This is a genomic window from Billgrantia sulfidoxydans, assembly GCF_017868775.1.
GTDB lineage: Bacteria > Pseudomonadota > Gammaproteobacteria > Pseudomonadales > Halomonadaceae > Halomonas > Halomonas sulfidoxydans.
This window is the reverse complement of record NZ_CP053381.1, coordinates 1,102,441-1,122,878: the sequence shown is the minus strand read 5'-3', so window position 1 is coordinate 1,122,878 and position 20,438 is coordinate 1,102,441. Positions and strand designations below refer to the sequence as shown.

The 20,438-nt window shown below is 68.6% G+C and carries 18 protein-coding genes; 6 read left to right on the top strand and 12 right to left on the bottom strand.

The features are described from left to right. Positions 1 to 7 precede the first annotated feature (7 nt). The 11 genes from HNO51_RS05355 to HNO51_RS05305 form a co-directional block, all read right to left on the bottom strand. Positions 8 to 1,798: a complex I subunit 5 family protein gene (locus tag HNO51_RS05355; RefSeq protein WP_209538671.1), complete on the bottom strand. Its 1,791-nt coding sequence runs from the start codon at positions 1,796 to 1,798 to the stop codon at positions 8 to 10. Continuing rightward, positions 1,795 to 3,288, bottom strand: a complete 1,494-nt coding sequence (locus HNO51_RS05350; protein ID WP_209538670.1) for a proton-conducting transporter transmembrane domain-containing protein — start codon at positions 3,286 to 3,288, stop codon at positions 1,795 to 1,797. Before HNO51_RS05350 ends, HNO51_RS05355 begins: the two co-directional genes overlap by 4 nt. Continuing rightward, positions 3,285 to 4,778, bottom strand: a complete 1,494-nt coding sequence (locus tag HNO51_RS05345; RefSeq protein ID WP_209538669.1) for a complex I subunit 5 family protein — start codon at positions 4,776 to 4,778, stop codon at positions 3,285 to 3,287. The genes HNO51_RS05350 and HNO51_RS05345 overlap by 4 nt, the downstream gene beginning before the upstream one ends. Beyond that, positions 4,775 to 5,434 carry a hypothetical protein gene (locus HNO51_RS05340; RefSeq protein ID WP_209538668.1) on the bottom strand — a complete coding sequence of 220 codons (660 nt, stop codon included), beginning with the start codon at positions 5,432 to 5,434 and terminating at the stop codon, positions 4,775 to 4,777. Before HNO51_RS05340 ends, HNO51_RS05345 begins: the two co-directional genes overlap by 4 nt. Before the next feature lie 14 nt (positions 5,435 to 5,448). Further along, positions 5,449 to 5,676 (bottom strand): hypothetical protein, encoded by a 228-nt coding sequence (locus tag HNO51_RS05335; RefSeq protein ID WP_197450000.1) that lies wholly within the window; start codon positions 5,674 to 5,676, stop codon positions 5,449 to 5,451. Positions 5,677 to 5,866: 190 nt separating this feature from the next. Next, a complete protein-coding gene (locus tag HNO51_RS05330; RefSeq protein WP_197449999.1) occupies positions 5,867 to 6,799 on the bottom strand; it encodes a prenyltransferase in 933 nt (310 codons plus the stop codon). 5 nt (positions 6,800 to 6,804) lie between these two features. Then, positions 6,805 to 7,470, bottom strand: a complete 666-nt coding sequence (locus HNO51_RS05325; RefSeq protein ID WP_209538667.1) for an alpha/beta hydrolase — start codon at positions 7,468 to 7,470, stop codon at positions 6,805 to 6,807. A gap of 76 nt (positions 7,471 to 7,546) precedes the next feature. After that, positions 7,547 to 9,316 (bottom strand): SLC13 family permease, encoded by a 1,770-nt coding sequence (locus HNO51_RS05320; RefSeq protein WP_197449997.1) that lies wholly within the window; start codon positions 9,314 to 9,316, stop codon positions 7,547 to 7,549. A 187-nt stretch (positions 9,317 to 9,503) separates the two neighbouring features. Next, positions 9,504 to 9,710 carry a cold-shock protein gene (locus tag HNO51_RS05315; RefSeq protein WP_010629501.1) on the bottom strand — a complete coding sequence of 69 codons (207 nt, stop codon included), beginning with the start codon at positions 9,708 to 9,710 and terminating at the stop codon, positions 9,504 to 9,506. A gap of 218 nt (positions 9,711 to 9,928) precedes the next feature. Further along, positions 9,929 to 11,581: a GMC family oxidoreductase gene (locus tag HNO51_RS05310; RefSeq protein ID WP_197449996.1), complete on the bottom strand. Its 1,653-nt coding sequence runs from the start codon at positions 11,579 to 11,581 to the stop codon at positions 9,929 to 9,931. Between the two features lie 19 nt (positions 11,582 to 11,600). Next, entirely contained in the window at positions 11,601 to 13,112 is a 1,512-nt protein-coding gene (locus HNO51_RS05305; RefSeq protein ID WP_209538666.1) for a CoA-acylating methylmalonate-semialdehyde dehydrogenase, read from the bottom strand. Between the two features lie 172 nt (positions 13,113 to 13,284). Here HNO51_RS05305 and HNO51_RS05300 point away from each other — a divergent pair, with 172 nt between their 5' ends. The 6 genes from HNO51_RS05300 (at position 13,285) to HNO51_RS05275 (ending at position 19,855) form a co-directional block, all read left to right on the top strand. Next, positions 13,285 to 14,190 (top strand): LysR family transcriptional regulator, encoded by a 906-nt coding sequence (locus tag HNO51_RS05300; RefSeq protein ID WP_209538665.1) that lies wholly within the window; start codon positions 13,285 to 13,287, stop codon positions 14,188 to 14,190. 98 nt (positions 14,191 to 14,288) lie between these two features. Next, positions 14,289 to 14,810: a cytochrome b gene (locus tag HNO51_RS05295; protein ID WP_197449993.1), complete on the top strand. Its 522-nt coding sequence runs from the start codon at positions 14,289 to 14,291 to the stop codon at positions 14,808 to 14,810. A gap of 73 nt (positions 14,811 to 14,883) precedes the next feature. Continuing rightward, positions 14,884 to 16,065, top strand: a complete 1,182-nt coding sequence (locus HNO51_RS05290) for a glycosyltransferase family 9 protein (RefSeq protein WP_209538664.1) — start codon at positions 14,884 to 14,886, stop codon at positions 16,063 to 16,065. Beyond that, positions 16,040 to 16,711, top strand: coding sequence for a response regulator (locus HNO51_RS05285; RefSeq protein ID WP_209538663.1), 672 nt, complete (start codon positions 16,040 to 16,042; stop codon positions 16,709 to 16,711). The genes HNO51_RS05290 and HNO51_RS05285 overlap by 26 nt, the downstream gene beginning before the upstream one ends. Further along, a complete protein-coding gene (locus tag HNO51_RS05280; RefSeq protein ID WP_209538662.1) occupies positions 16,708 to 18,084 on the top strand; it encodes an ATP-binding protein in 1,377 nt (458 codons plus the stop codon). The genes HNO51_RS05285 and HNO51_RS05280 overlap by 4 nt, the downstream gene beginning before the upstream one ends. A 70-nt stretch (positions 18,085 to 18,154) precedes the next feature. Next, a complete protein-coding gene (locus tag HNO51_RS05275; RefSeq protein ID WP_209538661.1) occupies positions 18,155 to 19,855 on the top strand; it encodes a phosphoethanolamine transferase in 1,701 nt (566 codons plus the stop codon). 102 nt (positions 19,856 to 19,957) lie between these two features. On the opposite strand, the gene HNO51_RS05270 is transcribed toward HNO51_RS05275, so the two are convergent. Beyond that, entirely contained in the window at positions 19,958 to 20,431 is a 474-nt protein-coding gene (locus HNO51_RS05270; RefSeq protein ID WP_197449988.1) for a PepSY domain-containing protein, read from the bottom strand. Between the last annotated feature and the right edge of the window lie 7 nt (positions 20,432 to 20,438).

The window sequence follows — 20,438 nt, the reverse complement described above, 5'->3', positions numbered from 1 at the left end:
GCCGGGCCTAGCCCAGCCAGAACCCCAGCAGCAGCAGCACCGCCACCCCCACCATCAGCGGCACGGCCAGGCGGGTAAAGACCCGCTCGGCGTGGGTCAGGCCGTCGAGCCAGTCGATGGCGCGATGCTCCCGCTCCACCAGGCGCGCGCGTAACCGCTGCCCGCTGGCCACAAGCCCGGCGCCTGCTCGCGTCAGCCCCGCCACCACTCGCCGCGCCAGGGCCGTGTAGCCCCACCACAGGTCGCCCGCGGGCAGGCGAGCCGCGACACCCCACTCGCCCGACCTGGCCCTGGCCGCCAGCAGCACCAGGCCCGCCAGGCCAAGCCCCAGGGCCACCGGCCACAGCAGCCCCGGCAGATCCTTCAGCGGTGGCCACTTGGCGCCGTCGATGGGAAGCCATAGCGGCACCGAGACCGCCGCCAGCACGGCGCCCAGCCAGGCCAGCGACATGGGCGCACGCCAGGGAAGGGAAGGCTCGCCCCGTCCCCGCCATTGGCGCCACAGCGCACGTGCCATGAGCAGGGTGCTGCCCACCGCTGCCAGGCTGAGCCAGCTCGTCAGCGCCGCGTACTCGCTCCCGTAGAGCGCCTCCTTGATGAACCCCTTGGCGACCAGCCCCGAGGTCAGCGCACCGCCCAGGGAGAGCGCCGGCACCGACAGCAGCGTCACGATCAGCCAGGCCGGCAGCCGCGGCGGATGCTCGCTGATGCCCACGCCGAGGAACAGGGCACCCTTGGTCATGCCGTGGTGAGCGGCGAAGAGCGTGACCGGCACCAGCAGCGCCGGCCACAGCGCTGGCGCCGCCAGCCCCACGCCCACCAGGCTGGCTAGCATGCCCAGTTGGCTGACGCTGGAGTAGGCCAGCACCGCCTTGGGTTGGCGTTGGGTCACACCCAGCAGGGCGGCGACGAAGGCCCCCGCCAGCCCGGCCAGGACGATCGCCTCGCCGAGCCGGACCAGCCCCGCCTCGGGGACGCCCAGCGGCAGCGTGCTCAGCCAGCCCAGCACGCCGGCCTTGACCATCACCCCGCTGAGCACGGCGCTGGCCGGCGTTGGCGCCACCGGGTGCGCCAACGGCAGCCAGACGTGGAGCCCGATCACGCCGGCCTTGACGCCGAACCCCAGCCACAGCAGGGTGGCCATCCACGGCCCCCGTTCGGCCTCGACGATGGCCGCCCGCAGCTCACTCAGGGTCAGCGCCTCCGCACTGCCCGCCGACCACAGCAGGCCGGCCAGGATGAGCCCCTCGCCGACGAGCGCCATGACGATGTAGGCCAGTCCACCGAGCCTGGCGTCGCGGTCGCGGGCGTGCACCACCAGGCCGTAGGCGGCCAGGGTCATGGTGACGAAGCCCAGATAGAAACTGGGAATGTCCTCGGCCAGGATCAGCAGCAGGTTGCCGGCCAGCGTCAGCGGCCACAGCAGCGTGAAGCCCAGCAGGCGGCCAACGGCATCCGCGTCGCCCTCCCCGGCCTGGCGCCGCTCGTGGGCCAGGTAGCCACGCGCATACCAGCCGGCCAGCAGCCACAGCAGGGCGCCGAACAGCAGCCACGGCCGGCGCGCCCCGTCGAGCTGCCATAGGCCGCCCAGCATCCAGCTCTGCATAGACAGTGCCAGCTCGCCGGGCCACAGCGCCAGCAGCAGGGCTGGCAGCGGTGCCGACAGCCACACCGCATCGAAAAGTTCCAGCCGCGGCCGGCCGCGGCGCGAGCCAAGCCGGGCCAGGGCCAGCCGCAGCCCGGCATAAAGCATCACCAGCAGCGGCCAGAGCGGCACCACAGCAAGCAGCAGGCTCATGGCAGGTACTCCTGCGTCGCCATGAAGGTCGCCAGGTCCAGCGGGCTGAAGGAAACCCCCGCCAGCAGCCCCACCAGGATGCTGAACAGCGCCGTGGCGGCAGTCGGCAGCAGCAGCCAGGCGCTGGTCTCGTAGCGCCCCAGGCGGCGCTCTTCCGGCCAGCGACCGAGCCCCTGCCGGAACCACAGCCGGTAAAGGATGGGCAGGAAGTAGGCGGCGTTCAGCAGGCTGCTAGTGACGATCACGCCGATCACCCAGGGCATGCCGGCCTGGACCGCCCCCAGCCCCAGGTACCATTTGGTGATGAAGCCAGCGACCGGCGGCAGGCCGATCATACCCAGCGCCCCCACGGTGAAGGCCAAGCTGGTGAGCGGCATGCGCCGCCCGGCGCCGTCGAGTTCGTCGATACGATGAACGCCGAGTTCCTCGGCGTAGTTGCCGGCACAGTAGAACAGGGTGACCTTCATCAGCCCCTGGTGCATCAGGTGGACGAGCCCGGCGATGGTGCCGAAGGGGCCGAACAGGCTGATGCCGAGCACGATATAGGAGACCTGGCTGACCGTGGAGTAGGCCAGCCGCGGCTTGAGCTCCTGCTGCGACAGGGCGCGCACCGAACCGTAGAGGATGGTGACGCAGGCAATCACGCCGAGCAGCATCAGCAGGCCGAGTTCGTGGACCAGCGAAATGCCGAAGACGTCGTACACCAGCCGCACGATGCCGAACGCCCCGGCCTTGACCACCGCCACCGCATGCAGCAGCGCGCTGACCGGCGCAGGCGCCACCATGGCCCGCGGCAGCCAGCCGTGCAGCGGTACCAGCGCCGCCTTGACCCCGAGGCCGACGAGCAGCACCAGGAACAGGACGGTCAGCATGGGATGGGCCTCGGGCCCCAGGTCGGCGAGCCTCTCGCGTTGCCCGAAGGCGACATCGCCCACCAGGGCGTGCAGCGCCACCACGCCGAGCAGCAACACCAGCCCGCCGGTCAGGGTGTAGCGCAGATAGACCTTGCCCGCGGCCAGCGCCTTGGCGTGGCCGCGGTGCACCACCAGCGGATAGGTGGAGAGCGTGAGCAGCTCGTAGAACAGCAGGAAGGTGAACAGGTTGCCGGCCAGGGCGATGCCGACGGTACTGGCCACGCAGAGGCTGAAGAAGCCGAAGAAGCGCTTGCGGTTGGGCGAATCCTCGAGATAGCCGATGGCGTAGACCGTGGTGGCCAGCCACAGCAACGACGAGAGGCCGGCGAACATCAACCCCAGGGCATCGACCTGGAGCAGGAAGCTGGCGCCCTCCACCACCGTGAAGCCGAAACTGTAGTCACGCCCCTGATAGAACCCCAGCACCAGCAGCGCGACCAGCAGCAGCTTGAGCACGGCGGCCGCCAGGTTGACTGCCGCGCGCGCCCGCCAGGCCCGCTCCGGCAGGGCGAAGATCAGCGGTGCCACCAGCAGCGAGGTGGCCAGGGTGAAGACCGGCAGCCAGCCCTGGCTCATGGCTCGCCTCCCGCGCCGCGCAGCAGCGACAGCGGCCAGTCGGCCGCCAATCCCAGCAGCAGCGCCGCCAGCGCCAGCAGCAGGGCAATGAGTTCCATGCCCCAGGGCACCCGGCGATACTCGTATTCCGGGGCGTCCTCGATGAAGGAGTAGCGAAAGATACGGAAGACATAGGCGGCGCTGAGCAGCGTGCCGATGGCCAGCACCGCCATCCAGGCCCAATGGCCGCCCGCCAACGCGGCATGCAGCAGCAGCCATTTGGCGGTGAAGCCCATGCTCGGCGGCAGCCCGACCAGGCTGATCGCCGCCATGCCGAAGCTGAGCAGGGAGATCGGGAAGCGGCGGCTGGCACCGGCCAGCCCCTCCACCCGGGCTTCGCCAGTGGCGAGAATCAGGTTGCCCGCGGCCAGGAACATGGCCGCCTTGGCCAGGCCATGGGCGGCCAGCTGCAGCCAGGTGCCGTCCCAGGCCAGCGCGGCGACAGCCTTTCCGCTGCCGACCAGCAGCGGAAACGCCAGCAGCAGGTAACCCAGCTGCGACACGGTCGACCAGGCCACCACCTCCTTGAGCGTCGCCGCGCGCCAGGCCATCACACCGCCCCAGGTCACCGCCCCGGCCGCCATCACGCCTATCAGCGCAGCCGCCGACGCCGCTGCCGGCACCAGCACCAGCCACAGCTGCAGTGCGATGAAGAAGGAAGCCTTGACCACCAGGCCCGCGTGCAGCGCACTGATGGGGATCCAGGCCGCACCATGCACTGGCACCAACCAGGCGTGCAGGGGAAACACGGCGGCCTTGAGCAGCAAGCCCGCACTGAGCAGGGCCACGGCCACCCACGGCAAGGCGCCGGGTTCGGCCGCCTCGGCCAGGCCCGCCAGGTCCAGCCGCCCCCAGGCGCCCAGCAGCAGCGCACTGCCCAGCAGGTAAGCCAGCGACCCCACCAACGCCAGCAGCAGGTAGCGCAGCCCCGCCACCAGGGCGTCGGCCTTGCCCGGCAGCAGCAGCAGCCCCACCACGGCCAGCCCCATCACTTCCAGGCCGATGTACAGCAACAGCAGGTCTGCCGCCACCCAGATCAATGAGAGGCTGGCGGCCAGGACGCCCAGCAGCGGCCAGAACCCGGCCTGGCCGCGACGGCTGGCCTGGGCCATCTCGCGCAGGTAGGACGGCGCATAGAGCGCACTGGCCAGGACGATCGCCTGGGTGAGCAGCAGCAGGACGAGCGTAAGGCCGTTGAGGCGCCAATGCAGCATCAGCGAGCCGACCTCGAACGTTCCCGACTGCCCCGGCCCGCCGGCCGATGCGGCTGTCAGCCAGCCCAGGGCCGACAGCGGCAGCAGCCCCACCAGGGCGACGGGCCAACCACGTGCGGGCCGCAGCACGCCGCCCAGCAGCCCGAGCAGCAGCGGCAGGCCGAGCACGGCGTAGAGCATCAGCGGAGCGTCGGCCTGCCCAGACAGGTCGGTGGCCAAGCCCAGGCGCTCGATCATGGCGCCCCGTCGCCGTGCGCCGATGCCGCCGCGCCGGGTGGCTCCAGGTCCTCGAGACGGCGGATCAGCAGCGCCCCTAGGGCCGTGCCCAGCAGCGCCACCAGCAGGCCGGAGATGACCAGCCCATGGGCAGCCGCTCTGGCCCCGTCCCCGGCCAGGGACATGAGGAGCAGGAAAATTCCCGTGCCGATGACGTTGAAGGCCAGCAGGCGCCGCAGCAAGTGGCGATGCAGCGAGAAGGCCCACAGCCCAGCCCCGAGCAGGCCAAGCCCGGCGGGACGCAGCGCGTCCAGGAGGCTCACCTCCTGGGCAACGAGGGCCACGCCGATCAGGGTAGGAACCGCCGCGGCCGGCAGCAGGCATGCCAGGGCAGGCCGACAGGCCAGCGGTTCGGGGTCATACCGGCGGCCCCCGCGGGGCCTGGCCTGCAGCGACACCCCCAGGGCATGGAACAGGAAGGCTCCGGTCAGCACGGCTCCCAGCACCAGCTCGAGCAGCGCCAGCCACACCAGCCCAAGCCGGGCCCAGGCCAGCGCCACCGTCAGCGCAAAGAGCACGAACCCTATGCAGGCTCGCACCAGGCGACGTTCGAGCAGCGTCACCACCGCCAGCAGCAGCAAGGCCACGGCCAGCAGCGACTCACCGAATGGCGGCATACGCGACGCGCGCCTTAGTGGTGGTTTCGGTTGACGACCTCTTCGATCATGGCCTCGAGCTCATCGCCCGGCCCCTTGTCCAGCATGCCCTGCGCTTCATGGTAGAGACACAGGAAACGCTTGCAGGAGGCACAGAACACCTTGTCGTCGGGGTTATGAACCTTCGAGACACGATAGAGGTGGCTGCCGCAGTTCGGGCAGGCCACCGGCAGACGCAGCTCCTCGGAAATATCGGGCATCATCACGGTCTCCTTGTGCTGACTGGCCAGGTACCACCTGTACACCTTGGGATCGATCCCGCTCGACTCAACCCCGGGCTACGCCCGGGGAGCAGGACCCTGCTACCCCAAGCCTGTCAGAGTCCGAGCTCGTCTGCCACTTGGAATCCCTCTCCGCCGCGCAGGATGGCGCGTCACCGGGCTTCGGCGCACCTCAACCCGCCAGCCATAGCCCGACGTTGAGCAGCGCCAGGCTCGCCAGCAGCAGCACGACGTTGAGTCCCATCAAGGGCAGCAGCGGCGCCAGCTCGCCCTGCGCCACGCCCGCCGGCAAGCGCCACAGGCCACGCAGCAGCCACGCCAGGACCGGCAGCGCCAGCCACATCAGCCAGGCCGTGGTGGGCAACGCCCCGGCCCACCAGGCCAGGGGCACCACCGCGAAGGCGGCCGCCAGCAGCAGCGCCACCAGCCGGGCGGCCCGCAGCGGCCCCAGGCGGATCGCCAGATGATCGCGCCCCACCCGGCGGTCGGCGTCGATGTCGGGCACCTGGTTGATCAGCAACAGTGCGCTGACCATCAGCGTGGGCACCAGCGCTGCCGCCACCACCGTGGCCGACAGCGTGCCGGTCAGCGCCTGATGGGCGCCCGGTACCATCAGCAGGCCGAAACCCGCCCCCGGGGCGAGCAGGCAGAGCCAGGGCCGGCGCGTCAGCCAACCGGTGTAGGCCAGCACCAGGCCGAGCCCCGCCAGGCCATACAGCAGCATCACCGGCCCCGCCCGCCACAGGAACCAGGCACCGATCAGCATCACCCCCGCCAGGCAGGCCCAGGCCGCCACCCGCACGGCACGGGCGGCCTCGGGCCGCTCGGGCAGCGCGCCGCTGCCGCCGGAGAACGGTGTGCGCTCGGTCAGCGCATCGAGGCCGGAGTGAAAGTCGTGGTGCTCATTGAACAGGTTCACCGCGGCATGGGCCAGCAGCGCGCCGAACAGTACCAGCAGCGCATCGAGCGGGGCGAACGCCAGGCCTTCTGCCCAGGCCGCGGTCATCGCCAGGCCCGCGCACAGCGGCGCCAGGACCAGGAAGTTCGGCCGGCTGCTGCGCAGGCAGGTCCGTATCAGGGAGGCCTCGGCCGTGGCGTCGCTCACCGCATTCAGCCCAGCCGTGCGTTCAGCCAGTCGGCGATGTCACCCACCTGCTGCGGGCACACCGCGTGGGCCATGGGATAGGTCTGGTAGTGCACCGCGTAACCCAACGCCTGCAGGCGCTGGTAGGCCGCCTTGCCCAGCGACTCGGGTACCACCGGGTCGAAGGTGCCGTGGTGAATTTCGATCGGCAGTTCGCGGTTGGCCTCGGCCAGCGCGACGGTCTCGGCGGTGGCGAAGTAGGTGGACATGGCCAGCAGCCCGCCCAGCGGGGCGTCGAACGAAAGCGCGGCCTGATAGGCCACCGCCCCACCCTGGGAGAAACCGGCGAGGATGATACGCCGGCTGTCGATGCCGTGGCCGATCTGCTCCTGCATCAGCGCCTGGATGCGCTCGGCGGAGGCCACCAGCTGCGCCGTGTCGACGCGCCGGTCGAGGCTCATCTCGTGGATGTCGTACCACGCTGGCATCACCATGCCGCCGTTGATCGTCACCGGCAGCCGCGGCGCATGGGGCAGGATGAAGCGAACGTCGAGTCCTGCTCTCAGCGGCAGCGCCGGCACCAGGGGCTCGAAGTCATGCCCATCGGCGCCCAGGCCGTGCAGGATGAAGACACAGGCATCGGCCGCGCGACCGCTCTTCGGCTCGATGATCAGTTCGCCGGGGTGGCTCATGGCTGGCTTCCTTCGTCGCAGTCTGCAAAGCCGACACCCTACCGCAAAGCCATGACGACGGCGAGAGCGACGCGCCTCAGAAAGGCCACACCAGGGGAATCAGCACCAGCGCCACCGCCGCGGTGGTCAGGTTGAGCAGCCCTCCCACGCGCAGGAAGTCGCCGAAGCGGTAGCCGCCGGGGCCGAGCACCATCAGGTTGGTCTGGTAGCCGATCGGCGTGAGGAAGCTGGCCGAGGCGGCAAACATCACCGCCACCACGTAGGGCATCGGATTGACGCCGAGCGCCTCGGCGCCGGCCATGACCACCGGGAAGGTGATGACCGCCGCGGCATTATTGGTAATGACCGAGGTGAGCAGGCTCACCAGCACGTAGACCGCCACCAGCAGCGCCCAGGGGGAACTGCCCGCCAGCCCCAACACGCCGCTGGCCAGGGCCTGCGCCGCGCCGGAGTGCTCCAGCGCGGCACCCAGGCCGAAGGAGGCGGCGATGGTCAGCAATACCTGGGTATCGAGTCCCCGCTTGGCCGCACCCACCGAGCAGCAGCCGGTGATGAGCGCCGCTGCCGCGCCCAGCATGGCGGCGTTCATCATGCTCATCACGCCGAGGGTGGCGAGCGCGACCACTGCGGCGAGAATGCTCCAGGCGAGCCAGGCCTTCTCGTGGTTGGGACGCGCCTGGCCGTTGACCTGGCTGATCAGCAGGAAATCGCGAGACTGCCGATGGCGCTCGATGAACGGGGGGCGCACCTCCAGCAGCAACACGTCGGCGGGCTGCAGGCGCACCTGCCCCAGGTTGCCGGCGACCCGCTCGCCGCCGCGACATACCGCCAGCACGGCAGCGCCGTAGAGGGTGCGGAAGTGGCCGTCGCGAATGCGCTGGCCGACAAACTGGCATTGATCCGACACCACCGCCTCCACCAGGCGGCGCTCCTTGAACTCCTTCTCCAGGCTCGACTCGCCATGCCGCGACGGCACCAGGCCACGCATCTGCTGCAGCTCCACCGCTCCTTCGCTGGTCCCGGCGAACACCAGCCGGTCGCCACCCTTGAGTCGCTCCCCGGGGCCCACCACGCTGACCACGTTGCCGTCGCGCTCGATCTCTACCAGGAACAGTTCCTGCAGGTGGCGCAGCCCGGCCTCCTCCACGCTGCGGTTGACCAGCGGCCCGGCGGGATCGACCTCCATCTCGATGGTGTACTCGCGCGGGTTGGCGAAGGGGCTGGCCACGTCGCGTCGCGCCGGTAGCAGGCGCGGCGCCATCAGCAGCAGGTAGAGCAACCCGGCCACCGCCACCGGCACCCCGACCCAGGCGATGTCGAACAGCCCCATGTCCAGGTCGGGGCGGCGTTCGACCAGTAACCCATGCACCACCAGGTTGGTGCTGGTACCGAACAGGGTAATGGTGCCACCTAGAATGGAAGCGAAGCTGAGCGGCATCAGCAGGCGATGGGCAGACAGCTGCAGGCGTCGGCTCCAGCTCAGCACCGCGGGGATGAAGGTGGCGACCACGGGCGTGTTGTTGAGGAAACCGCTCAGGCTCGCCACTGGCAGCAGCAGCCGCGCCATGGCGCGACCCTCGCTACGGGGCCGGCCGAGCACGTGACGAATGATCAGGTCGATGCCGCCGGTCTCGCGGATACTGGCCACCAGCACGTACATGAAGGCCACGGTGAACAGGCCGGTGCTGGAGAAGCCGCCCAGGGCCTGGGCCGGATCGATCACGCCGAGGGTCAGCAGCAGGATGACCGCCCCCAGCAGGACGATGTCGGGGCCGAGGCGGGAGAAGGCCATCAGGGGGAAAACGACAAGGACGACGGCGAGGGAGATCCAGGCATCCAGCGGCATGGTCGAGGGTTCCGTTCACAGGGAGCTGAGTCCATTGTGACGGCAGCCTCATATTCTAAAAAGTTATTTTTAGAAATCCATTAAGATCCAAATTGAATATGACCCAGGCGTGCAGAAATGCAAAAGGCCCGCTTGCGCGGGCCTTTTCGCCACCGAGGTGGCACATCAGATCAGGGCAAGCTGAAGCTTAGCCGATGACCTTGATGTTGGAAGCCTGGAGGCCTTTCTTGCCCTGAGTGACGTCGAAGGAGACCTTCTGACCGTCCTGCAGAGTCTTGAAGCCGTCAGCCTGGATCTCGGAGAAGTGAGCGAACAGGTCGTCGCCGTTGTCGTCCGGAGAGATGAAGCCGAAGCCCTTGGTGTCGTTGAACCACTTGACAGTACCGGTAGCCATTATCGAATTCCTCTAATAGCATTGATTTTCCGGGAAATACCCGAGTTGCAGTGGGTAAAACAAGAAACTTTTCACCGGGAAATCAAGACGCCATGAGCGTTTCGATGACCACCTGCGATGTTCGACTTGCTAACCAACTGCACGCATCTTGCTCTGTTCAGGCACCCACGTCAAATACTATTTTGCGTCGATGACGTAATTTTTACCTACCCCCTTCCTCACCCGCCCGTGAGAATCCAGCCCGCTGCCTTCTCGGCAATCATCAGTGTCGGCGAGTTGGTGTTGCCGCTGGTGATGGTGGGCATGATGCTGGCATCCACCACCCGCAGCCCCTCGATGCCGCGCACGCGCAGGTGCGAGTCCACCACCGCCATGGGGTCGTCGTCGCGCCCCATCCTGGCCGTGCCCACCGGATGAAAGATGGTGGTGCCGATGTCGCCGGCCAGCCGTGCCAGCTCGTCGTCGCTCTGGTATTGCACGCCGGGCTTGACCTCCTCGGGGCGGTACTTGGCGAAGGCCGGCTGCTCGGCGATGCGCCGGGTGACCCGCAGCGAGTCTGCCGCCACCTTGCGATCCTCTTCGGTACTGAGGTAGTTGGGCGCGATGGCCGGGGCCTGGCGCGGGTCGCGGCTCTTGATGCGCACGCTGCCGCGGCTGGTGGGGTTGAGGTTGCACACGCTGGCGGTGATCGCCGGGTAGTCGTGCAGCGGCTGGCCGAAGGCCTCCAGGCTCAACGGCTGGACGTGGTACTCGATGTTGGGGTGTGTGTACTCGTCGCTGCTGCGGGTGAAGATGCACAACTGCGAGGGCGCCATGCTCATGGGCCCGGTGCGGCGCAGCAGGTATTCGACGCCGATGGCCGCCTTGCCCAGCCACGAGGCGGCCAGGGTGTTGAGGGTCTTGGCGCCGGTGACCCTGTAGACCGAGCGGATCTGCAGGTGATCCTGCAGGTTCTCGCCGACGCCGGGAAGCTCGTGCACCAGCGGGATGTCGTGCTCGGCGAGCAGCCCCGCCGGGCCGATGCCGGAGAGCTGCAGCAGCTGAGGCGAGCCGATGGCGCCGGCGGCCAGGATCACCTCGCGCCTGGCCTTGACCTGGGTAACGGCACCGTCACGTTCGAGCTCGACCCCGCTGGCGCGGGGCTTGCCGCCGCTGCCTTCCTCGAACAGCAGTCGATGCACCTGGGCGGAGTGCCATAGCGTGAAGTTGCTGCGCTTCTCGCACACCGGGCGCAAGAAGGCCTTGGCCGCGTTCCAGCGCCAGCCCGAGCGCTGGTTGACCTCGAAATAGTCGACGCCCTCGTTGTCGCCGCGGTTGAAGTCTCGCGTACGCGGGATGCCCGCCTGCACCGCGGCTTCGGCGAAGTCGTCGAGCACTTCCCACTTGAGACGCTGCTTCTCGATGCGCCATTCGCCGCCGTGGCCGTGAAAGTCGCGGTGGGCGGCATCGGCGTCGCCGCCCTCGTCCAGGCGGTAGTGGTCCTCGTGCTTCATGAAGTCGGGCAGGCAGTTCTCCCAGCGCCAGTCGTCGTCGCCCACCTGCTCGGCCCAGCCGTCGTAGTCGCGGGCCTGGCCGCGCATGTAAAGCATGCCGTTGATGCTGGAGCAGCCGCCCAGGGTCTTGCCGCGCGGGTAGATCAGCGAGCGCCCGTTGAGCCCCTCGTCGGGCTCGGTCTTGAAGCACCAGTCGATGCGCGGGTTGTTGATGCAGTAGAGGTAGCCCACCGGGATGTGCACCCAGTGGTAGTTGTCGCGCCCGCCCGCCTCGATCAGCAGCACCCGGTTGGCCGGGTCGGCGCTGAGGCGGTTGGCCAGCAGGCAGCCGGCAGTGCCGGCGCCCACCACGATGTAGTCGAATTCCTGCTCTGCCATGAGGATTCTCCCGACCGGCTCACTTATGGGTCGGCATGGCGAACTCGGCGCCGGCGTTGATCGAGTCGGACCAGCGCTGCATGATCGATTTCTGCTTGGTATAGAAGCGCACGCCCTCCTCTCCATAGGCGTGGGTGTCGCCGAACAGCGAGCGCTTCCAGCCGCCGAAGCCGTGCCACGCCATGGGCACCGGGATCGGTACGTTGATGCCGACCATGCCGACCTGGATGCGGCGGCCGAACTCGCGCGCCACGCTGCCGCTCTCGGTGAAGCAGCTCACGCCATTGCCGAATTCGTGATCGTTGATCAGTTGGATGGCGGTGGCCACGTCGGGCACCCGCACGCAGGCCAGCACCGGGCCGAAGATCTCCTCCTTGTAGATCGTCATCTCCGGGGTGACGTGGTCGAACAGCGAACCGCCCATCCAGAAGCCTTCGCTGCAGCCGTCGCCTGTCGTGGTGGCGTCGAACTCGCGGCCGTCGATCACCAGCTCGGCGCCTTCGGCCACGCCCTTCTCGATGTAGCCGGTGATGCGCTGGTGGGCCTGGGCGGTGACGATGGGGCCCATCTCGGCGTCGAGTTCGAGGCCGTTCTTGACCTTCAGCGCCCTGGCACGCTCGGCCAGGCGTGGGACGATCTTGTCGGCCACGTCGCCCACCAGCACCGCCACGCTGATCGCCATGCAGCGCTCGCCGGCACTGCCGTAGGCGGCGCCGATCAGGGCATCGACGGCCTTGTCCAGGTCGGCGTCGGGCATGACGACCATATGGTTCTTGGCCCCGCCCAGGGCCTGCACGCGCTTGCCGTGGCGTGCACCGTTTTCGTAGATGCGGTTGGCGATGGGCGTGGAGCCGACGAAGGAGAGTGCCTGCACGTCGGGGTGCTCGATCAGCGCCTCGACCGACTCCTTGTCGCCCTGCACCACGTTGAACACGCCGTCGGGCAGGCCGGCCTGCTTGAGCAGATCGGCGATCAGCAGCGAGGCGCTGGGGTCGGTGGGGCTGGGTTTGAGGATGAAGGTGTTGCCCGCGGCGATGGCCACCGGGAACATCCACATCGGCACCATGGCCGGGAAGTTGAACGGCGTGATGCCGGCCACCACGCCCAGCGGCTGGCGCACGGTCCAGTTGTCGATGCCGCCGCTCACCTGCTCGGTGTAGTCGCCCTTGAGCAGCTGCGGGATGCCGCAGGCGAACTCGACGATGTCGATGCCGCGGGCCACCTCGCCCTGGGCATCGGTGAAGACCTTGCCGTGCTCCAGCGTGATGGCGCGGGCCAGCTCGTCCTTGTGGGCGTTGAGCAGCTCGAGGAACTTGAACAGTACCCGCGCGCGGCGGATCGGCGGCGTGTCGGCCCAGGCCGGGAAGGCGGCCTTGGCCGCGGCCACGGCGGTCGCCACATCGCCGCGGGAGGCCAGCGCCACCCGACCCGAGACCTGGCCGGTGGCCGGGTTGTAGACGTCCTGATGGCGACCCGCTTCGCCGGCCGTCATTTGCCCGTTGATATAATGCGTGATCGTGTGCTGCGTCATGAGGGTTCTCGTCTTGTCGTTGGCTGATGTCGCTGGCTGTCGCGTCGTGCGCGGCTTTCATTCAGCACAGGCGGTACTTTGATCATCAAGCCTACCGTGTCGTGCGCCACAATCAATTGAGAAATCCAAAAGCCAGATATAAGCTCTACTTATATTCTCAGCGGCAGCCGCCATGCACGATCTTCCCACCCTGCGCGCCTTCGTCACCGTGGCCCGAGAAGGCAGCGTCTCCCGCGCCGCCGAGCGCCTGCACCTGACCCAGCCCGCCGTCAGTCTCAAGCTCAAGCACCTGCAGGAGGCGCTGGGGCTGACGCTGTTTCGTCGCCGCCCCCAGGGCCTGGCGCTGACCGCCGACGGCCACGCCCTGCTGCCCGCGGCGGAGCGGGCACTGGCGGCCATGGCCGCCTTCGAGCAGAGCGCCCGCGCCCTGCACAGCACCCTTCACGGCAGGCTGCGCATCGGCACCATCGTCGATCCTGAGTTCATTCGTCTGGGTGCCTTCCTGCATCGCCTGGTGGAGCGCGCCCCACAGCTCGAGACCGAGCTGCAGCACGGCATGAGCGGCAGCGTGCTGGAGTGGATTCGCCGCGAGGAACTCGATGTGGGCTTCTTCCTCGCGCCGCCCGGTGAAGGCCCCGGCCCGGAGGCGCCGGAGATCGATTATCGTGAGCTGACCCACTTCGATTATCACTTGGTGGCACCGCCCGGCTGGGGCAGCCGAGTGGCCGCCAGCAACTGGGCGAGCCTGGCCGCCCTGCCGTGGATCGTCACACCGACGCTTTCGGCCCATTACCGGCTGCTGCATGGCGTGCTCGACCCGCTCGGCGTCACGCCCAACGGCGTGGCCCAGGTGGACCAGGAGGCGTGCATGCTCGACCTGGTGCGCGCCGGCGTGGGCCTGAGCCTGGCCCGCGACGCCTTGGCCATGGCCGAGCGCCAGGAACGCGGCCTGGTGGTGGTCGAGGGGCTGCGCCTGCCCTGTGCGCTGTGCTTCGTGTGGCGACGCGAGCGCAGCGAGGAACCGGCCATCGCCGCCGCACTCGAGGTGCTGGAGAGTGTCTGGGGCGGTCAGCGCTGAGCGCTGGCGCCGGATGAACGCGACATGAACGAAGCCTTAAGGCTCCCGCAAGGTAGCGCCGGGTAAAACGGTCACGTACCCCTTCAAGGAGTGACCCGATGAACTGGCTCGATACCGAAAACCGCTATGGTCTCGTCTCCCGCGTCCTGCACTGGTCCATGGCCGTGCTGGTGCTGTTCCTGCTTGCCAGCGACTGGTGGATGGAAGCGCTTGAGGAACTCGGCAAGGCCAACCTGATGGGCCTGCACAAGAGCCTCGGCATAGCGCTGCTCGTGCTGCTCGTCTTCCGCCTGGCCTGGCGCTGGCATAACCACGGCCGGGTGGCGCCACCGGCGCACTGGCGCCGTGCCGCCCGCCTCGGCCACCTGGCGCTCTATCTGCTCCTGCTGGCGATTCCGGTGAGCGGCGTGCTCACCGCCTGGGGCAGCGGCCACGGCGTGGCCTTCTTCGGCCTGCCGCTGATTCCGGCTGGCCCAGAGATCGAGTGGATCGAAGAGGCCTTCGAGGAAACTCATGAAGTACTCGCCAACTTGATGTGGCTGCTGATCGGCGGGCATGTGATCGCCGCCCTCGCCCATCAGTGGTGGCTAGGCGAGCGAAGCCTCAAGCGCATGGCCTGAGTGGCGATCGCTTAAGGCTGCGATAAGACCGAGCGGGGAAAGTGCAGGCGTCACCCCATCAAGGAGCGCCTGCATGTTCCTGCTGACTTCGATCCGCCGCCACCCGGCCATGCGCAAGCTGGGAAAGCGCCTGGAGCGTGGCGCCAAGGCCTGGCTCTACCGAGCATTGACGAAACATGCCCGAGCCGGACGGCCCGCCACACCCGAAACCCTGCTGGGAGCACGGCGAATCCTGCTGGTGCGTCCCAACTTTCGGATCGGCAATGCCGTCATCGGTGCTCGCCTGATCCAGGCGTTGACACAGCAGCGGTCTGAGATCGAGCTCGACTACCTGGGGACGGACGCGACCCAGACGCTGTTCGTCGGTATGCCGCTGGCGCATTACTACTCCCTGAGCCGCAGCATGGTACTGCGCCCCTGGCGTCTGTGGCGGCTGCTGATCGAACTGCGGCGGCGTGAGTACGACCTGGCCGTTCAGGTCGGCGAGGGCTCCCTCACCAGTTGGCTATTCGTCCAGCTTTGCGGCGCACGGCAGACGATGGGGCAATGCGGTCGGCTGCAAGCCACCTATGACTGGGTGGCGGGGCCTGCCCCGGCCCGCGCCCATGCACTGGCCAACAGCCTGGCGGCGCCCCTGGGCCTGGCCTGCGAGCCGCGCCCCTGGCTGGTGCTGTCCCCGCAGGAGCATGACGCCGCACTGGCGCTGCTGGCGAGGCAGTCGCTGCCGCCCAGCGCCATCGGCATCTTCGTTGGCGGCCACCTCGACAAGCGCCTGCCTCTCCCCTTCTGGCAGGCCCTGTTGCGGGCGCTCGAGGCACGCTGCCAGCCCTATCTGGTCCTGCTGGGGCCAGAGGAGGCACGCCACCTTCCCGCCCTGGCATCTGCCTGCGGCGTTCACGGCCGCCTCCTGCCGCCACTGCCACTGCGCGAGTTCGCGGCCGTGCTCTCTCAGCTCCCACGGCTCGTCACGCCGGATACGGGCCCCATGCACATGGCAGCCGCCCTGGCGGTGCCCGTGGTGGCACTGCTCAACGTGCCTGGGTCACGCAGATTCGCTCCCGAGGGCCCCGCGGATCTGGTACTTTTCCAACCAGACCCGGAGACGGTGGCCGAGCGTGTGTCGCATCGCCAGGAAGCCGCGCGACCCGCGCCGCAGCCGAGCCGCGAAGCGCATGGACATGCAGCCCCGGCACACCCGGGCCACGACGACCGAAGACGAGATCGCCTGCATGCGCATCCTGCTGGTGGAGGATGACCCGAGCCTGGCCTCGGGCATCCGCCTGGCTCTCAAGCCCGAGCACTACACCGTCGATCATCTGGCCGACGGTACCGCGGCCCTGAACGCGCTGCACGGCGACGAACCGTTCGATGCCGTGATTCTCGACCTGGGCCTGCCCGGGCTGGACGGTATGCGGGTACTGGAGAGCGCTCGCCGACGGGGCAACCGGGTGCCAGTGCTGGTGCTCACCGCCCGGGATGCCGTCGACGACCGCATCGCCGGCCTGGACGCCGGCGCTGACGATTATCTGATCAAGCCCTTCGAGGTAGCCGAGCTCAAGGCGCGCCTGCGCGCGCTGCTGCGCCGCAGCCAGGGCCAGGCGAGCCCCGTGCTGGAGTGTCGCGACATCCGCCTCGATCCGGCCACCCTCGGTGTCAGCTACCGCGGCCGGCCGGTGGTGCTGTCGCGTCGCGAGTTCACCCTGCTGCACGAGTTCATGAGCCACCCGGGGCGCGTCTTCACCCGCGATACCCTGACCCGGCTGGTCTACGGCTGGGAAGCGGACGTCGAGAGCAATGCCATCGAGGTTCATGTCCACCACCTGCGCCGTAAGCTGTTCCCGGACCTGATCCGCACGGTGCGGGGGATCGGCTACGTGCTGGATGAGGCCGACGCCCCATGACCTCGATCCGCCGCCGCACCCTGGTTCTGGTTTTGCTGGTGTTCTCCACCAGCATGCTGGCTATCGGGCTGGTCAGCTATCGCTACGCCGCCCACGAGATCGAGGAGCTCTACGACGCCAGCCTGGCGCAGAATGCCCGCCTGCTGGAGGGCCTGGCCCAGTCACCGCTGCCGAGCGGAGAGCGTGAAGCTCTGCTCGAAAGCCTCGAGAGCGCACTGCTGCGTGCCGAGCAGTCGGACAAGCGCCTCGCCGGGCACCGCTACGAGAGCAAGCTGGCCTTCCAGCTGTGGGAGGGGGAGCGCCTGCTGCTGCGCTCCGCCAGCGCCCCGGAGCAGCCGTTCACCGACCGCCCACCGGGCTACACCGACAACCGCATGGCCGGGCATGACTGGCGCATTTACGTGCTTGACGTGACCGATTCGCCGCGCCGGGTGATGGTCGCCGAGCGCAGCGACGTGCGCGGCGAGCTGACCCGCGCCGTCGCCCTGCGCACCCTGCTGCCGGACCTGTTCGGCCTGCCGCTGTTGGCGCTGCTGCTGTGGTGGGCTACCGGCCGGGGGCTGCGCCCGCTGTCGCGCCTGGCCGAGGCGATCCGTCACCGCGACCCGCACACCCTGCAGCCGCTGGCGCTGCAGCCGCTGCCGCGTGAGCTGGCGACCATCGTCGGCGCGCTGAACCGCCTGCTCGAGCGGATCCGCGAGCTCCGGGTGCGCGAGAAGCGCTTCATCGCTGACGCCGCCCACGAGCTGCGCACCCCGCTGGCAGTGCTCGATCTGCATGCCCAGAATGCCCTCGCCGCGGAGAGCCCCGAAGATCGTCGCGAAGCGCTCGAGGAGCTGCGCACCGGCGTGGCACGGACCACCCGCCTGGTGGCGCAGCTGCTGACGCTCGCCCGCCTGGACCCGGAGGAGGCAGAACCCAAGCGGCACGAGATCGACCTGCTCCTCGAAGTGCGTGAGGCGTTGGCCGAGCTGACGCCGCTCGCCGCCGAGCGACGCCAGAGGCTGGACCTCGAGGCCGACGAGGCTACCGATTGGACGCTGCGAACCGAACCCGGAGCCATCGCGACGCTGCTACAGAACCTGGTCGGCAATGCACTGCGCCACTCCCCTGACGGCAGTGTCATCACCGTCGCGCTGGACGCGGACGATGACCGAATGACACTGCGCGTTGACGACCAAGGGCCTGGCATTCCCGCCGCCGAGCGCCAGCGCGTTACCGAGCGCTTCCATCGCGCCGGCCCGGGCGCCGGCGCTGGCCTGGGCCTATCCATCGTCGAGCGCCTGCTGGCCCGTCACGGCGGGCGGCTGCAGCTGCAGGAGGCGCCCGGAGGGGGGCTGCGTGCCCTGGCTACACTGCCACGCACCAAGTGATGGCGCCATAAGCGAGCGTTAAGGTTGCCAAGCAAGGCTGGGTGAATCGACTTCCCGTGACGATTCATCCATGCCAGAACGCCCCCCACTCGTCCACACCGAGCGCCGATGCCGACCTTGGCGGCTCCCTGCCCTGTCGCCCCAGGCGCTTACCTTGATGGTCTGCCTGGCCTTCACCTTCTTCTACAACCAGCGGTTCTGGGCGGAGACGCTCGCCGCCGAGCCACCCGGCAGTCTGGTTGAGTGGGGCCATATGATCGGCTACGGCGTGATCCTGACCCTGCTGCACTGCGTGGTCTTTCTGCCGTTCATCAACCGCGTCACCGCCAAGCCTTTGCTCTCGGCGCTGCTGCTGCTGGCCGCCGGCGTCAGCTATTTCACCGGTCACTACGGGGTCTACTTCGACACCCACATGATCGACAATGTCGTCCAGACCGATACCCGCGAGGCCACCGAACTGCTGACCCCGGGTCTTGCCAGATACCTGGTGCTCTACGCGGCGCTGCCGCTTGCGCTGCTGTGGCTCTGGCCATTGCGCCACCGCTCCTGGCGACGCGGCCTGGGCATGTCGCTGCTGTGGCTGGCCGGTGCCGTCGTCGTCTTGGTCGTGGCACTGCTGCTCTCGTTCCAGAGCTTGTCTCCGTTGATGCGCAACCATCATGAGCTGCGCTTCCTGGTTACGCCGGGCAACGCCATCGTCTCAACCGGGCAGGTTCTCGCAGCCGACGACCCGCTGCCCAGCGAGCGTCTTCCCATCGGCGAGGACGCCCGCCGCCAGCCAAGCGCGACCGGGGCGCCGCGTCTGATGGTGCTAGTGGTAGGCGAGACCGTGCGTGCGGCCAACTGGGGGCTCTCCGGCTATGCTCGCCAGACCACCCCGAAGCTGGCAGAGCGCGAGCTGGTCAACTTCCCGCGGGTTTCGAGCTGCGGCACCAGCACGGCGGTATCGCTGCCCTGCATGTTCGCCCGACGCGGCCGGCGCGATTACGACGAGCGCGATATTCTCAGCCACGAGTCGCTGCTGGACGTGCTGCGCCATGCCGGCTTCCGCGTGTTGTGGATCGACAACCAGTCGGGGTGCAAGGGGGTCTGCGACGGCGTGGAACGCCGCACGCTCTCTCCCAAGGATTATCCCGAGAAATGTCGCGACGGTACCTGCCTGGACGAGGTTCTCGTCGATGAACTCGAGCGCCAGGCGGCCAGCATCGAGGAGGACACGGTGGTCGTGCTACACATGCTCGGCAACCATGGTCCGAGCTACTCCCAACGCTACCCTGAGGCGCAACGCGTCTTCACACCGACCTGCGAGGAGGCCGACCTGGCGAGATGCACGCGAGAATCCATCGTGAACAGCTACGACAATGCCGTGCGCTACACGGACAACGTACTGGATGCCATGATCGAGGCGCTCGAGCGCCGGCCCTCACTGGACGCGGCGCTGCTCTACGTTTCGGATCACGGCGAGTCGCTCGGTGAGGGTGGGATCTTTCTGCATGGCCTGCCGTACGCCATCGCACCGGACGAGCAGACTCGCGTCCCCATGATCTGGTGGTCGTCACCAAGCTTCGACCGCGGCGCCGGGCTCGACAGCGACTGCCTGGCGCGCCAGTCCGAGCGTACCGTGAGCCATGATCATCTGTTTCATACCCTGCTCGGCGTACTGGGGGTGGAGAGCTCCGTGATCGACGTTCGCCTGGACATCACCCAGCACTGCCGACGCCTCGAGCCGAGCCTCATGGCCCAGCTCGATGCCCACGACGGCGATCGTTGAGCCTTACCGTGCGCTGGTCAAGCGTAAGGCCCGCCGCGCAGGGCGCGGCGGGCCTTACAATGGGCGGACAGGCGAAGGGCTTGAGGTGAATTCGCTGGCTGCTCAGTCGCGTTCCACGTCGGTCGCCCCGCTCTCTCCCTGGCGAGTCCGCACCTCGATCTCGCGGCCGTCGGCGTCGCGGCCCTCGATCTCGATGCGTCCGTCGCGGTCGACCTGGATCTCCTCGAACTCGGCCAGTCCCTCGGCCACGGCGGCTTCCATGGCCAGGCGGATGTCCTCTTCGCTCATGCCCCAGGCCCCGCCGTCGCGGCGCTTGCGCTCCTCTTCGAGGGATTCGCCGTTCTCCAGCGACAGGCGCACCTCGGCCTGCCATTCGTCGTCGAGCCAGCCTTCGACCTCGACGCTGTCGCGCCCCTTGGCCTCGATCTCCTGGATGTGCTGAAAGCCGAAGGCCGTGACCTGCTCCAGCACCTCGTCGAGGCGATCCGTCGCCAGGCGACCGTCGGAAGCCTGTGCCGAGGTGAAGGCGAGCATCAGGGTAGCCAGCGAACCGGCTGCGAGTATGTTGCGTTTCATGGGTCTT

Bases quoted from the DNA above. Each gene is read 5' to 3' on its own strand.
- HNO51_RS05355 (WP_209538671.1), bottom strand. From the start codon at position 1,798: ATGAGCCTGCTGCTTGCTGTGGTGCCGCTCTGGCCGCTGCTGGTGATG.
- HNO51_RS05350 (WP_209538670.1), bottom strand. From the start codon at position 3,288: ATGAGCCAGGGCTGGCTGCCGGTCTTCACCCTGGCCACCTCGCTGCTG.
- HNO51_RS05345 (WP_209538669.1), bottom strand. From the start codon at position 4,778: ATGATCGAGCGCCTGGGCTTGGCCACCGACCTGTCTGGGCAGGCCGAC.
- HNO51_RS05340 (WP_209538668.1), bottom strand. From the start codon at position 5,434: ATGCCGCCATTCGGTGAGTCGCTGCTGGCCGTGGCCTTGCTGCTGCTG.
- HNO51_RS05335 (WP_197450000.1), bottom strand. From the start codon at position 5,676: ATGATGCCCGATATTTCCGAGGAGCTGCGTCTGCCGGTGGCCTGCCCG.
- HNO51_RS05325 (WP_209538667.1), bottom strand. From the start codon at position 7,470: ATGAGCCACCCCGGCGAACTGATCATCGAGCCGAAGAGCGGTCGCGCG.
- HNO51_RS05320 (WP_197449997.1), bottom strand. From the start codon at position 9,316: ATGCCGCTGGATGCCTGGATCTCCCTCGCCGTCGTCCTTGTCGTTTTC.
- HNO51_RS05315 (WP_010629501.1), bottom strand. From the start codon at position 9,710: ATGGCTACCGGTACTGTCAAGTGGTTCAACGACACCAAGGGCTTCGGC.
- HNO51_RS05310 (WP_197449996.1), bottom strand. From the start codon at position 11,581: ATGGCAGAGCAGGAATTCGACTACATCGTGGTGGGCGCCGGCACTGCC.
- HNO51_RS05305 (WP_209538666.1), bottom strand. From the start codon at position 13,112: ATGACGCAGCACACGATCACGCATTATATCAACGGGCAAATGACGGCC.
- HNO51_RS05300 (WP_209538665.1), top strand. From the start codon at position 13,285: ATGCACGATCTTCCCACCCTGCGCGCCTTCGTCACCGTGGCCCGAGAA.
- HNO51_RS05295 (WP_197449993.1), top strand. From the start codon at position 14,289: ATGAACTGGCTCGATACCGAAAACCGCTATGGTCTCGTCTCCCGCGTC.
- HNO51_RS05290 (WP_209538664.1), top strand. From the start codon at position 14,884: ATGTTCCTGCTGACTTCGATCCGCCGCCACCCGGCCATGCGCAAGCTG.
- HNO51_RS05285 (WP_209538663.1), top strand. From the start codon at position 16,040: ATGCGCATCCTGCTGGTGGAGGATGACCCGAGCCTGGCCTCGGGCATC.
- HNO51_RS05280 (WP_209538662.1), top strand. From the start codon at position 16,708: ATGACCTCGATCCGCCGCCGCACCCTGGTTCTGGTTTTGCTGGTGTTC.
- HNO51_RS05275 (WP_209538661.1), top strand. From the start codon at position 18,155: ATGCCAGAACGCCCCCCACTCGTCCACACCGAGCGCCGATGCCGACCT.
- HNO51_RS05270 (WP_197449988.1), bottom strand. From the start codon at position 20,431: ATGAAACGCAACATACTCGCAGCCGGTTCGCTGGCTACCCTGATGCTC.